This window comes from Acinetobacter sp. YQ_14, assembly GCF_043102985.1.
GTDB lineage: Bacteria > Pseudomonadota > Gammaproteobacteria > Pseudomonadales > Moraxellaceae > Acinetobacter > Acinetobacter venetianus.
In genome coordinates, this window is the sequence record NZ_JBICJJ010000029.1 from 46,324 (window position 1) to 60,610 (window position 14,287).

A 14,287-nucleotide genomic window follows, 5' to 3' on the forward strand; every position below is an offset into this window, starting at 1 on the left:
ATTCCTATCAGGTAGATTTTAAATGCCTATTCTAATGAAAGCTCAAACAGCGCTAGCATTAGGGCTGTTTAATTTGTTCAGAGTCTTTAAATATCGTCTAGGCGTAAAAACAGGTCTAAACCCTGTACAAAAGCTGTCTGCACAATTGCCAACGGGTTGCTTCTTTAGTCAGAGTGCACCCACTGGCACAATGAATGTGCCCGTAAACTCAACGTTAACAGCCTTTGGATACCTCAAGTATCCAGTGGCTGGACAGCTGCCGAATTGGTTCTATAGCCCTTTAACCAAACATACCTTTCAAAATACAGAGAAGGCGTGGTATCAAATTCCAGATTTTGATGGAAATGTTGGTGATATTAAAGGCATATGGGAGGCTTCTCGTTTTGATTGGCTAATAGACCTTGTGCTACACGAGCGTCAAGTGAGAGATGGGCAAGCATTGGTTCAGCTTGATTTATGGTTGAATGATTGGTGTGAGAAGAACCCTGCTTATTTGGGGCCGAATTGGAAATGTGGGCAGGAAGCATCCATCCGTGTCATGCATATCATTACTGCACTTATCGGTTTAGAGCAAGAGCAGCATCCGCATGACAATGTCTGCGCATTTATCGAGGCACATTTAAAGCGTATTGAACCGACAATTGATTATGCCATTGCTCAGGATAATAATCATGGGACATCTGAGGCAGCAGCATTGTATATCGGTGGGGCTGTTCTAAATCTTTGGAAACCTAAGCCTCAATATCAGCAATGGCAGGCATTGGGTGAGAAATGGTTGCTGAACCGTGCAAGCAAGCTCATTATGCAAGATGGTGGTTTTAGTCAATATTCGATTAATTACCATCGCGTGATGCTGGATTCTTATTGCTTAGCTGAAATCGTCCGCCAAAAATTTGAATTGAAGCCTTTTTCAGGACAACTATACCGTCAATTGCAGAAAGCGACAGACTGGTTATATGTATTAACCCAAGTTGATGGGGATGTCCCTAATTTAGGTGCCAATGATGGTGCGCGACTGATTCCTGTAAGCCAAACGGATTATCGTGATTTTAGACCAACAGTTCAGTTGGCAAGTACCTTATTCCATCAACATAGTTATTATTCAGAACCAGATTCATATGATGAAAGTCTAACGTTCTTTCAAATACAAAAATTGAAGCAAGAAAACGTTGAACTACCTTCGCGAAATCAATTTTTTAATGAAAGCGGTTTGATTAGCTCTCAAAATAATAATTTCTTTATTGCATTCAAATTGCCGAAATTCAAATTTCGTCCAAGTCAATGTGATGCTTTGCATCTGGATGTTTGGTTTAAAGGACAAAACCTTTTACGTGATGGCGGAACTTATAGTTATAATTCCACCGTAGAAGATTTAAACTACTTTTCTGGCGTTGCCAGTCACAATACCGTTGAGTTTGATCAACATCAACAAATGCCGCGTTTAAGTCGCTTTTTATTTGGTGCATGGCTTACACCAAAAAAATTAACGTATAGTGCTAATGAATTTGGTTGTGGTTATCAAGATCATTGGGGTTGTACACACCACCGTAAAATTTCATTAACAGATAATGCAATTAAAATAGCAGATAATATCTCTGGATTTCAGCAACAAGCGGTCTTACGTTGGCGTTTACAGCCAGATCATTGGACTCTTGAGAATAATGTTCTAAGCAATGGTAAAGTGGAGATTATTTTAGAGGCTGAGCATCCGATCACTCTTCGTTGGAGTGAGGGAGAGGAGTCTAGGTACTACTATCAAAAGAGCAAAGTGCCTGTTCTAGAAGTGATTGCTACACAAGCGACTACAATTTTTACTGTAATTAAAGATTTAACATGAAAATTTTATATTTCCATCAGCATTTCTCGACACCTAAAGGGTCAGCAGGAATCCGTTCCTATGCCATGGCTCAATCGCTCATTCGTAATGGCCATCAGGTGACGATGGTTTGTGGTTCTTTTGGTGCAGGCCAAACGGGTTTAATCCAGCCTTTTAATAAAGGAATGCGCCGTGGTATGGTCGATGGCATCGATATCATAGAATTTGAACTGCCTTATTCAAATGCGCTTTCTTTTCTCAAGCGTATTTTAATTTTTTTAAGTTTTGCTTTTAAATCGATCAAAGTTGCTTTGACTGAACAATACGATGTTGTATTTGCGACAACAACACCATTAACGGCGGGTATTCCGGGTATTTTTGCTAAGTGGTTTCGGCGTAAACCATTTGTTTTCGAAGTGAGGGATCTATGGCCAGAGCTGCCTAAAGCGATGGGGGTGATCAAAAACCCAATTGTTTTATGGATGATGTCTGTGCTTGAGTGGACCTCTTATCATTCAGCTGATCGTTTAGTGGGATTGTCTCCAGGTATTGTGGACGGCATTATTAAACGAGGGATTGCCCCTGAAAAAGTAGCCTCTATTCCAAATGGTTGTGATTTAGATATTTTTGCATCTGAACATCAAGCATGGCGACCAGAGGGTGTTCAACCAACAGACCTTATGGCAATTTTTACTGGGACACATGGCTTGGCCAATGGTCTTAATGCTGTGTTAGACGCAGCAGTTGAATTGAAAAAACGTCAAAGAATGGACATTAAATTGGTTTTGGTTGGGGATGGCATGCAGAAAAAAGCATTGCTTGAACGAGCGGCCGAGCTTCAATTGGATAATGTGATTTTTCATGATCCTGTTAATAAAGCAAAGTTAGCAGGTCTTATGGCCAGTGCAGATATTGGGTTACAAATTTTAGCCAATGTTCCAGCCTTTTATTATGGAACGTCACCGAATAAATTTTTTGATTATATTTCAGCTGGCCTGCCCGTTTTAAATAATTATCCGGGTTGGTTAGCAGAGTTAATTACTAAAGAACAATGTGGTTTTGCTGTACCCCCAGAGAATCCTCAAGCGTTTGCTGATGCCTTGGAACAGGCAGCGAATCAGCGCGAAAAACTGATTGAAATGGGCAGAAATGGTCAGCAGGTTGCCAGAGAACAGTTTAATCGTTCTATTCTTTCGCAGAAATTTTCTGACTGGGTCACAGGAGCGTAATATGCTTAAACGTTTACTGGATATTGTTATTGCTTCCACTGCGCTGGTGTTGCTTTCACCCCTATACTTTTATGTTGCGCATAAAGTAAAAAAGAATCTAGGCTCACCAGTTTTGTTTCGTCAGGTTCGTCCTGGTTTACATGGCAAACCCTTTGAAATGATTAAGTTCCGCACCATGAAGGATGCACTTGATGAACAAGGTAATCCATTACCAGATAATGAGCGTTTAACCCCTTTTGGCAAGATGTTACGTTCAACAAGCTTGGATGAAATGCCTGAGCTTTGGAATGTGATTAAAGGCGATATGAGTATCGTGGGGCCACGTCCATTATTGATGGAATATTTACCTTTATATAATAAAGAACAAGCCAAACGTCATGATGTACGTCCAGGAATGACAGGACATGCACAGGTCAATGGGCGTAATGCAATTAGTTGGGAACAAAAATTTAAACTAGATACATGGTATGTGGAAAACAGATCACTTTGGCTAGACTTTAAAATTATGTTGCAGACAGTGAAGAAGGTCATTGCCAAAGATGATATTAACGAGGCTGGCGAAGCGACGATGACAAAGTTTACGGGTTCAACGTCGGAAGAAAATCAATGAGTCAGCCGATCTATGCGATTTATGGGGCATCAGGTTGTGGCCGTAGTCTGATGCCAGTTGCTCGCCAACAACTGTCCAGAGAGGGTGTTAACTCTGAGATTTATTTTATTGACGACAGTCTACGAGAACAGCAGATTGTAAATGGGCATATCGCCTTAAACTATCAGTCTTTCAAAGACTTGGATGCGCCTCAAAAATACGTGTTGATTGCCATTGCAAATAGTCAAATTCGTGAAAAACTTGCAAATCAGCTCATTAGAGATGGTCTTCAGTTATGGACTGTACATGCTGATAATATTGTGATGATGGACAATATTGAATTAGGCGAGGGTGCTGCGCTAAGTCCCTTTGTTTCGATTACCTCCAATATAAAAATTGGTAAGTGCTTCCATGCTAACCTATATAGTTATGTTGAGCATGACTGTGTAATTGGTGATTATGTCACTTTTGCGCCAGGTGTAAAATGTAATGGCAATATTCATATTCAAGATCATGCATACATAGGAGCTGGTGCCGTAATTAAACAAGGCACTGCAAATAAACCACTTGTGATTGGTCGAGGTGCTATAGTAGGAATGGGGGCGGTAGTCACGAAAGATGTTCCTCCAAATGTAACAGTAGTAGGAAATCCTGCTAGAGTTCTTGAAAAAAATTAATTTTGAGCAAATTTAGGTAAAATAAGATGTTAAACACTTCATTTGAACCATGGCCAAGCTTCACAATTGAAGAAGCAGATGCTGTTAAAAATGTTCTTCTTTCAAACAAAGTGAACTACTGGACTGGCCAAGAATGTCGTGATTTTGAGAAAGAGTTTGCTCAATTTTCTCAAACTAAATATGCTGTTGCGCTTGCGAATGGAACTGTTGCATTAGATGTCGCATTAAAAGCTTTGGATATTGGTTCGGGTGATGATGTCATCGTCACGTCACGAACTTTCCTTGCCTCAGCCAGTTCAATTGTTACCGCAGGAGCAAATCCTATTTTTGCTGATGTCGAGCTGGATTCACAGAACATTTCCCGAGAAACTATTGAGGCGGTACTGACTCCGAAAACCAAAGCCATTATTTGTGTGCACTTGGCGGGCTGGATGTGTGATATGGATCCGATCATGCAACTGGCTGAAGAAAAAGGGCTGTATGTTATTGAAGATTGCGCGCAAGCGCATGGTGCAAAGTATAAAGGTAAACCAGCGGGTTCAATTGGGCATATTTCAGCTTGGTCTTTCTGCCAAGATAAAATTATGACCACAGGTGGCGAAGGCGGAATGGTCACGACCAATGATGAGAGCCTTTGGAAAAAAATGTGGTCTTATAAAGATCATGGTAAAAGCTATGACAGCGTTTATAACAAGCAACACCCGCCGGGTTTTCGTTGGTTACATGATTCATTTGGAACCAATTGGCGTATGATGGAAATGCAGGCAGTGATCGGTCGTATTCAACTGATACGTATGGCAGAGTGGACACAGAAACGAACTGAGAATGCAGAAAAAATTCTAAAAGCTTTTGCCGATTCTCCTTATTTTACAGTTCACTTACCTTCGAATGATTATGTTCATGCGCATTATAAATGCTATGTACAAGTTAATTTGGCTGCATTACCTGAAGGTTGGTCACGGGACAGAATCATGCAAGAGATTAATTCGCAAAATGTGCCTTGCTTTAGTGGTTCTTGTTCTGAGGTGTATTTGGAACACGCTTTTGATAATACGCCGTGGCGCCCTGAACAACGGTTGGAAAATGCCCAGCAACTTGGTGAGACAAGTTTAATGTTTTTGGTACATCCGACATTAAGTGAAGATAGCATTACAAAAACAGTAGTGGCTATTCAGAACGTGATACAAGCAATTGATGATTAAATTATTGAGTAATATCCAGAATCAGAGTTTATAATTAATCCCTGATTATGAAATTAAAAATGTAAGAGGCATTTCGACTTTTAAAGTGAGGTGTCTATAAAGATAAAACTGTTAAAGAGTTGTTTAGAAGATCATTGTGAAAAAGATTATTCATCAATTTGCCTCTGCGCCAAGATTATTTAAGCAAATATTCCTTGTTATCTTGGATGCTTTAGCTTTTCCAGTGATCTTATGGTTGTGCTATGTCATTCGTTTGTTTGATTTGGGTGCCAAAATTATTCCAGGCATTGATCATGGTATTTTGCTTGTCACCTTAATTGCAATTTTGAGTTTGGCAATCACTGGTGTTTATCGCTTTATTGTTCGAACCTTTAATGAAGTATTTATTGTTAAGTTAGCGATCGCTGTTAGCTTAAGCATGATCGCGCTCTACACCCTAAGTACATGTACACAAGCTTATATCCCAATGTCCATCCCATTTATGTTTGGATTTATGATGTTTGCTTGGGTTTGGATTAGCCGAGCTTCTATCCGTTTTATTATTAAGGCTTCATTTTATTCAGAAATTGGCCGGAAACGTATTGCGATATATGGTGCAGGTGATGCTGGACAACAAATGGCTGCTGCATTACATCGTTCAGATGATCATTTACCAGTTTTCTTTATAGATGACTATGCATCATTACAAGGTCAAATCGTTGGTGGTTTAAAAGTATATTCTGTTGAAAAAGCATTACAGCGTTTTGAGAAAGACAGGATCGAGGAAATTTTACTGGCACTTCCTTCGGTTGGTCGCGTAAGAAAGACAGAAATTATTCAACAGTTTGAAAATGCGCATTTAAAAATTACTGAATTACCTGGGCTGACACAACTGGTTGATGGAGAAATTCAGATTTCAGACATCCAAGAAGTTGATATTATTGACTTGTTGGGGCGTGATCCAGTTCCTCCTATTTCACATCTACTTGCAAAAAATATTCAAAATAAAATTGTGATGGTGACAGGTGCGGGTGGTTCTATTGGTTCTGAATTATGTCGTCAGATCATCAAAAATAATCCTAAAATGTTGGTGTTATATGAATTAACAGAATTCGCTTTGTACGACATTGAAAAAGAGCTGAGACAGACAGCCAATTGCGAAATTATTCCAATTTTAGGAACAGTACAAGACCAACAAAAACTAGAACGCATTATTGAACAGTACCACATTCAGACGGTTTATCATGCTGCTGCTTATAAGCATGTACCACTCGTTGAGTGTAATCCAATCGCGGGATTGAAAAACAACTCGATTGGTACAGCAAATAGTCTGAATGCCGCTATTAAAAATGGTGTTGAGACTTTTGTTTTAATTTCTACAGACAAAGCTGTACGCCCAACCAATGTGATGGGTGCTTCAAAACGAATGGCTGAACTGTACTGCCAAGCGGTTGCCGATACTCAACCCAATACACAAATTAGTATTGTTCGTTTTGGTAATGTGCTTGGGTCTTCGGGCTCTGTTGTACCATTATTTAAGCAGCAAATTGCACGTGGTGGACCGATTACCGTAACCCATCCAGACGTTACACGTTATTTTATGACGATTCCTGAAGCATCACAGTTGGTGATTCAGGCTGGCGCACTCGGGACGGGAGGAGATGTATTTCTGCTTGATATGGGTGAGCCTGTACGTATTCAAGATTTGGCTCGACAAATGATCAAGTTAAGCGGCTTAACTGTACGTGAAGCTGGATCATTAGACGGTGATATTGAAATTGCATATAGCGGATTGCGTCCAGGCGAAAAGCTGTATGAGGAATTATTGATTGATCAAGAAAATACAGAATACACAGAACATACTCGTATTTTACGGTCTTTTGAGAAACATTATCCATTAGCTGAAATTCAATTGATTTTTGATAGAATTAATCAAATGACTGCGGTCGAACATGACGTTGATTGGGCATTAACCCAGCTTGAATATTATGTTGATGGCTACAAGCGTAGTGATGAAGTTAGAGTGAATTAAACTGAGAAATTAAATGATTAAGAAAGCAATTTTGCCTGTCGCTGGTCTTGGAACTCGTTTTTTACCAGCGAGCAAATCAATTCCAAAAGAAATGGTGACTGTGGTTGATCGCCCAGCAATTGAATATGTGGTGCGTGAAGCAGTTGAAGCAGGCATTGAGCAGATCATTTTGGTGACTCACTCATCAAAAGCATCGATTGAGAACTATTTTGATCGTAATTTTGAACTTGAAACGATATTAGAACAAAAGAAGAAGTTCGACCTACTGAAAGAAATCACAGATATTTTACCGAAGCATGTTAGCGTGATTAGTGTACGCCAACCGCAACCATTAGGTTTGGGACATGCGGTTTTATGCGCCAAAGATGTAATCGGGAATGAAGCTTTTGCAGTGTTGCTACCCGATGTACTGGTCAAAGATGCTGAGGCAGACAATGATTTATCGCGAATGATTCGCCGTTTTGAGCAGTCGAATGCTGCACAAATTATGGTTGAAGCTGTTCCTGATCATCTGGTTGATCAATATGGCATTGTTGATGTCGAAAATTCGCCAAATGAAGGTGAAAGTATTGTAATGCAAGGCATTGTAGAGAAACCAAGTGTTGGAACTGCGCCATCCAATTTGTCAGTCGTTGGCCGTTATATTTTACCTGCGCAAATCATGGCACTGTTAGAGAATACACCGCGTGGTGCAGGAAATGAAATTCAATTGACGGATGCGATCGCAGCATTGCAACAATCAGAAACTGTTGAAGCCTATCGTATGAAAGGGCAAACTTTTGATTGTGGTAGCAAGATTGGGTATCTTAAAGCTGTACTACACTATGGTGTTGAACATCCAAAATTGGGTGAAGAGTTTAAGGGCTTAATTCGTGAGTTAGCCCTATAGTTTAGGGTTAACGGTTATGAAACTTGCAGTTTTTGGCAATACCCTATATGCAGGGGTCATGTCTGCATTACTATCAGAGTCTGGGCACAGTGTTTATTGGTGTTCAAACACCGATGATAAAGAAAACACTGTGCAATATTCATTTCATGATGAAAATGTAAGCCGTTTGCTTGATAAGCAGCTCAACAGTGGTTTTTTATATTATGCAAATTTCAAGCATATTCCACTTGATATTGATGTCTATTTATTCAGTTTTAATCAGACACAAGAGCAGCAAGTTTTAGCGTTATTAACTGAATTGCAGCAACGTCCGATTATTCATCCTAAGCTGATGGTGAATGCATCAACATTTGGTTTGCATAGTACAGAAAAATTTAAGCAAATTTTGCCTGAAGATGAATGGGTTTATCTGCCAGATATTATCCAAGAAGGAAATGCTTTACAGAGTTTCACTCAAGCAAAACAACTCATTGTTGGGTATACAGAGCCATCGGCACAGCAGAAAGTCAAAGAGTTGTTACGCCCATTTTTTCCTTTTGAGCAACAATTTTTATTTATGCCTGTATTAGATGCTGAGTTTACCAAGCTTAGTATTTCAGGCATGTTGGCGACACGCATTAGTTATATTAATGACTTGGCTGTAGTCGCTGAAAAGTTGGGTATTGATATTGCTTCGGTTCGCCAAGGGATGGCAGCAGACAACCGTATTGGTACTGCTTATCTATCGCCTGGTGCGGGTTTTGGTGGAGAAAACTTTTCCCATGATGTTTTGACGCTTGCGAATACCGTGGCCAATACTGGAGTAAAGAGCCAGTTGCTTGCTCAAGTTTGGGAAATCAATGAGCAACAAAAAGAAATTTTATTCCGCAAATTATGGAATTATTATCATGGCGATTTGCATGGTAAGACGATTGCAATTTGGGGCGCTTCGTTTAAGGAAAATACCTCAAGCATACAACATTCACCGATTCATTTGATGTTAAAAGCTTTATGGGCGCAGGGCGTTAAAGTGCAATTACATGATCCTCAAGCGCTAGAAGAGATTCAGATGATCTATGGTCAGCGTGATGACTTGATACTTTGTCAGCAGCAGTATGAAGCTCTTGAAAATGCACATGGGTTGTGTGTGCTTACTGCATGGAAACAATATTGGAGTCCTGATTTTAAACAAATGATGCAACGTATGGCTCATCCTTTGGTTTTAGATGGCCGTAATATTTATGATCCCCAATATGTCAAAGCACAACAGTTTGCTTATATGGGGGTGGGGCGTTGATAATGAATTATAAGCAGCCTTTGATAGTTAAAAGCCAGCAACAAGCACGGTCAACGTTGTATAACCTTAAAATGCAAACCCAAGACATGCATTTGAATCAATTTTTCTCAGATGATTTAGGGCGCTTCGAGCGCTTTTCAGTCGAACAAGAACAGCTGGTCTTGGATTTCAGTAAGCATCGTATTGATCAAAATGTTTTAAATGGACTTGTTGATTTAGCCCATGCTCAAGACCTAACACAATGGATCCAAAGATTATTTTCTCTTGAAGAGATTAACTATACTGAGCAACGTGCAGCAATGCATTGGGCTTTACGTGTGCCTGAGCAAAATCAGCAAGTACTTCCTGAAATTACGGCACAAGTTCATACTCAATTAGAGCGGATGTATAGCTTAGTTGAGAAAATTCATGCAGGCCAATATCGTGGTGCAACAGGTGAAGTGATTCAGGATGTGGTGAATATTGGGGTCGGTGGCTCTGATCTCGGCCCATTAATGGTCACACATGCGCTTTCGGATTTTAAAGTCGTAACAGCAAAGCCTTTGGATGTTCATTTTGTATCGACGATGGATGGCAGTCAGCTTTCTGATTTGCTGCATCAACTTCGACCAGAAACAACGTTATTTATTATTTCGTCTAAGTCCTTTGGTACGATTGATACGCTGTCGAATGCACAAACTGTACGTCAATGGTTAGAAAAAGCTTTAGGTAAAAATAGTCATGTGCTGAAGCATCACTTTATTGGTGTATCAACCAAACCGGATAAGATGTCTGAGTGGGGTATTGCACCAGAAAATCAGTTACTACTTTGGGATTGGGTCGGTGGTCGATACTCACTCTGGTCATGTATTGGTTTACCGATCGCATTAACTGTGGGTATCGATGGTTTCAAACAATTGTTGTCAGGTGCATATGCCATTGATCAGCATTTTCAAACGGCACCGTTTGCTCAAAATATTCCTGTTTTAATTGGGTTGTTAGGTGTTTGGAATAATAATTTTCTAGATATTCAAACACATGCAGTACTACCTTATGATGGGCGGCTCAAATATTTTGCTGCTTATTTGCAGCAGCTGGAAATGGAGTCGAACGGTAAGTCAACGCAAAGAAGTGGTGAAAAAGTTGATTCCGCGACTTGTCCAATTGTTTGGGGAGAGGTCGGGCCGAATGCACAACATGCTTTTTATCAACTCCTTCATCAAGGCACTCATAAGGTCAGTTGTGATTTTATCGCACCAGTTAAACGATACAATGCCAATCAATTTACTTATGCTGAAAATGCAGAAGCTTTGATTGAGCAACATCATTTGGCATTATCAAACTGCTTAGCTCAGTCGCGTTTATTGGCGTTCGGTAATCAAGCATTAACGGTTGATGAAGTTGAAGATTTACCTACTTACAAACAATATGAAGGTAATCAGCCAAGTTCAACGATTTTATTAAAAGAGCTCAATCCCTATAGTTTGGGAATGTTGATTGCGACTTACGAACATAAAGTTTTTGTACAGTCGGTGTTATGGAACATTAATCCTTTTGACCAATGGGGTGTTGAAAAGGGCAAAGAAATTGCCAATCAGTTGCTACCTATTCTTAATTGTGAACAAGAAGATTTATCTACATTCGATGCATCAACTCAAGGCTTACTTAAAATCTTATTAGGGAAAACCAATGGCTAGGATTTTAGTTGCTGGTGGTGCGGGTTATATCGGTTCGCATACTTGTATTGAGTTGTTGAATGCAGGACATGAGGTGATCGCATTTGATAACTTGTCGAATAGCTCTGAAGAGTCTTTGAGACGAGTACAAGTACTGACTAACGAGAGTTTGGTTTTTATTAAGGGCGATATTCGAAATCAGCATGAATTAGATCAGGTATTTCATGACTATCAAATTGATGCTGTTATTCATTTTGCTGGTTTAAAAGCGGTTGGAGAAAGCCAACTGATTCCATTGACTTATTTTGATCATAATATTATGGGTAGTATTCAGTTGATCAAAGCGATGGAGAAAGCTAGTGTATTTAGATTGATTTTTAGTTCATCCGCTACAGTTTATGATGAAATAAATATTTCACCGTTGACAGAGACGATGATGACAGGAATGCCTAGTAATAACTATGGCTATACGAAGTTAGTGATTGAACAGATGCTAGAGAAAGTAGCACAAGCGGATGTCAGATGGTCAATTGCCTTACTTCGTTATTTTAACCCTGTTGGTGCGCATAAAAGTGGGCAAATTGGTGAAGATCCTCAAGGTGTTCCTAATAATTTAATGCCGTATGTCACACAAGTTGCAGTGGGGCGTCGTGAAAAGCTCGCCATTTTTGGTAATGACTATCCGACTAAGGATGGAACTTGTGAAAGAGACTTCATTCATGTCGTTGATTTGGCGAAGGCACATGTATTTGCAGTCATCAATCGATTAAAGCAAACTGGCTGCCGAGCATGGAATATTGGTACAGGTGTGCCTATTTCTGTCTTGCAAATCAAAGAAACTTTTGAAAAGGTCAATGGCGTAGAAATCCCCACAGCATTTGTAGAACGTAGAGCGGGTGATTTAGCGGCTTTTTATGCAGATGCAACGCGTGCAGAGCAGGAACTAGGTTGGAAACCGCAATATTCTTTGGAAGATATGTTGGCTGACAGTTGGAATTGGCAAAAACAGAATCCAAATGGTTATAACTGAATCATTTCAAAAAAAGGAGCAAATTGCTCCTTTTTTATTGATGGGCATTAGCCTTGAATCAATGTTGTTAATTCATCGACATAATGTTGCATTGGTTTTGGATTTTTGTCTGCGCGACTTTCGATATTCAGTCGAAGCAATGGCTCAGTATTCGATGCACGTACGTTTAAACGCCATGCGCCAAAATCGAGACTGACACCATCTGTACGGTCTACTTGTGGATTTTGGTTGGCATAATGATCAAAAATCTTTTGTACTGTTGCTTGTGTGTCTGCAACTTTAAAGTTGATTTCACCGCTACATGGGAACTTCGCAATCATATTTTCAACTAATGACGAAAGCGATTGTCCTGTTTCTGAGAGAAGCGCAATCGTCAGTAACCAAGGAATCATGCCACTATCGCAATAAGCAAAGTCACGGAAATAGTGATGTGCACTCATTTCACCGCCGTATACTGCATTGTGTTCGCGCATCACATCTTTAATAAAAGCATGTCCTGATTTGGATTGAACTGCGATGCCTTGGTATTGTTCTACGATATCAAAGGTATTCCAAACTAGGCGTGGGTCATGCACAATTTTTTCACCTGATTGTTTGATCAGGAAAGCTTGTGCCAATAAACCCACGATGTAGTAGCCTTCAATAAATTGCCCTTTTTCATCAAACAAGAAGCAACGGTCAAAGTCCCCATCCCATGCAATGCCCATATCTGCTTGATGTGCAAGAACAGCATCACGGGTACTATCACGATTTTCAATCAAAATTGGATTCGGAATCCCATTTGGGAAAGTTCCATCTGCTTCATGATGAATTTTGATAAATTCAACAGGAATATTGAGCTGTTGGAACTTTTGTTCAATCGCATCAACCACATGTCCTGCCGCACCATTACCCGCATTCACCACAAGTTTGAGTGGTTTAATTTTTTGCGGATCAATATAAGTCAGTAAATGATCAACGAATTCAGGCAAGATATTATAGTTTTCAGTCGAACCTTTATGCTCAACGTCTGCAAAATTGCCTGATTCTGCAAGGGTTTGAATGTCTTTTAAACCAGTTTCTGCACTGATTGGGCGTGCATTTTCACGAACCAATTTCATGCCATTGTAGTCCATTGGATTATGGCTAGCCGTCACTTCAATGCCACCTTGTACATCAAGATGGAAAGCGCCGAAATAAATTTCTTCAGTGCCTGTCATACCTAAATCAAGGACATTCACACCCGCATCATTTAAACCGCGAATAGTTGCTTGTTTTAATCCTTCGCTGCTTAAACGAATGTCGCAGCCAATGACGATTTTTTTAGGTTGGTAGATTTGCCCATAGGCACGACCAATGTTATAGGCGATTTCTTCGTTCAGTTCTGTACCTAATTTTCCGCGAATATCATACGCTTTGAAGCAAGTCAGTTGAGTCATTTTGAAAAGTGCTGTTGTGTGTGAATGCCTTGCAGTATACAAAGAGATGGGGGAGTTGAACACTCACATATATGCGTCTAATGAAGATCAAATTTGATAGATATGCTCATGTTTACTTGTTTAAGAATAAACAGGCACAGCTTCATTGACTGTGAGTAGCAAATTATTTTTGTATAGGCATTGCCTGACTTTTAGGGGGGCAAAAGTAACAAAAGCCTTGCGCAGCTTTAGTCGCTGCTCATGGACTGACGGCACATCCTGAACAATTTCAAAGCACTGCTTTGAAAGCAGAGCAAGGCAGTCTAACCAGTCGGCATTCATACCAATTACCACGGTAGCAAGCAAGGTCTGGATTTAAATTAAGGATAAAAAAGCTTGGGCTTAATAAGGCAGTGAAAATAAAAAAGGTTGTTTCACGTGAAACAACCTTTTTTGATCCATAAAGTCTCCCTTTTAAAAGGGAGATTTAGAGGGATTTTAAGCTGATTTTGTTAG

At 39.9% G+C, this 14,287-nt stretch carries 12 protein-coding genes; 10 read left to right on the forward strand and 2 right to left on the reverse strand.

Annotated elements, in window-relative coordinates; genetic code table 11:
• Nucleotides 1-22 precede the first annotated feature (22 nt).
• The 10 genes from ACF8D3_RS16050 to galE all read left to right on the forward strand — a co-directional run bounded on the left by ACF8D3_RS16050 (nucleotide 23) and on the right by galE (nucleotide 12,374).
• Nucleotides 23-1,837, forward strand: a complete 1,815-nt coding sequence (locus ACF8D3_RS16050; protein ID WP_392472408.1) for a heparinase II/III family protein — start codon at nucleotides 23-25, stop codon at nucleotides 1,835-1,837.
• On the forward strand, nucleotides 1,834-3,045 hold the full coding sequence (locus ACF8D3_RS16055; RefSeq protein WP_392472409.1) for a glycosyltransferase family 4 protein: 1,212 nt from the start codon (nucleotides 1,834-1,836) through the stop codon (nucleotides 3,043-3,045). The genes ACF8D3_RS16050 and ACF8D3_RS16055 overlap by 4 nt, the downstream gene beginning before the upstream one ends.
• Nucleotide 3,046: 1 nt before the next feature.
• Complete coding sequence (locus tag ACF8D3_RS16060) at nucleotides 3,047-3,655, forward strand: sugar transferase (RefSeq protein ID WP_257736267.1); 609 nt, start codon at nucleotides 3,047-3,049, stop codon at nucleotides 3,653-3,655.
• Complete coding sequence (locus tag ACF8D3_RS16065) at nucleotides 3,652-4,311, forward strand: acetyltransferase (RefSeq protein WP_392472411.1); 660 nt, start codon at nucleotides 3,652-3,654, stop codon at nucleotides 4,309-4,311. Before ACF8D3_RS16060 ends, ACF8D3_RS16065 begins: the two co-directional genes overlap by 4 nt.
• A gap of 26 nt (nucleotides 4,312-4,337) precedes the next feature.
• Nucleotides 4,338-5,513 (forward strand): DegT/DnrJ/EryC1/StrS family aminotransferase, encoded by a 1,176-nt coding sequence (locus tag ACF8D3_RS16070; protein WP_392472413.1) that lies wholly within the window; start codon nucleotides 4,338-4,340, stop codon nucleotides 5,511-5,513.
• 136 nt (nucleotides 5,514-5,649) lie between these two features.
• Nucleotides 5,650-7,524 carry a nucleoside-diphosphate sugar epimerase/dehydratase gene (locus ACF8D3_RS16075; protein ID WP_004882105.1) on the forward strand — a complete coding sequence of 625 codons (1,875 nt, stop codon included), beginning with the start codon at nucleotides 5,650-5,652 and terminating at the stop codon, nucleotides 7,522-7,524.
• 13 nt (nucleotides 7,525-7,537) lie between these two features.
• Nucleotides 7,538-8,413, forward strand: a complete 876-nt coding sequence (galU, locus tag ACF8D3_RS16080) for a UTP--glucose-1-phosphate uridylyltransferase GalU (RefSeq protein ID WP_061393497.1) — start codon at nucleotides 7,538-7,540, stop codon at nucleotides 8,411-8,413.
• 16 nt (nucleotides 8,414-8,429) lie between these two features.
• Nucleotides 8,430-9,689 (forward strand): nucleotide sugar dehydrogenase, encoded by a 1,260-nt coding sequence (locus tag ACF8D3_RS16085; protein WP_392472416.1) that lies wholly within the window; start codon nucleotides 8,430-8,432, stop codon nucleotides 9,687-9,689.
• A gap of 2 nt (nucleotides 9,690-9,691) precedes the next feature.
• Complete coding sequence (pgi, locus tag ACF8D3_RS16090; protein ID WP_392472418.1) at nucleotides 9,692-11,365, forward strand: glucose-6-phosphate isomerase; 1,674 nt, start codon at nucleotides 9,692-9,694, stop codon at nucleotides 11,363-11,365.
• The gene (gene galE / locus ACF8D3_RS16095) at nucleotides 11,358-12,374 is read left to right on the forward strand and encodes a UDP-glucose 4-epimerase GalE (RefSeq protein ID WP_392472420.1); all 1,017 of its coding nucleotides are present in this window, start codon (nucleotides 11,358-11,360) and stop codon (nucleotides 12,372-12,374) included. Before pgi ends, galE begins: the two co-directional genes overlap by 8 nt.
• 47 nt (nucleotides 12,375-12,421) lie before the next feature.
• On the opposite strand, the gene ACF8D3_RS16100 is transcribed toward galE, so the two are convergent.
• Both ACF8D3_RS16100 and ACF8D3_RS16105 read right to left on the reverse strand, forming a co-directional pair.
• On the reverse strand, nucleotides 12,422-13,792 hold the full coding sequence (locus tag ACF8D3_RS16100) for a phosphomannomutase CpsG (protein ID WP_392472422.1): 1,371 nt from the start codon (nucleotides 13,790-13,792) through the stop codon (nucleotides 12,422-12,424).
• Between the two features lie 120 nt (nucleotides 13,793-13,912).
• On the reverse strand, nucleotides 13,913-14,113 hold the full coding sequence (locus ACF8D3_RS16105) for a hypothetical protein (RefSeq protein WP_392472424.1): 201 nt from the start codon (nucleotides 14,111-14,113) through the stop codon (nucleotides 13,913-13,915).
• Nucleotides 14,114-14,287 lie beyond the last annotated feature (174 nt).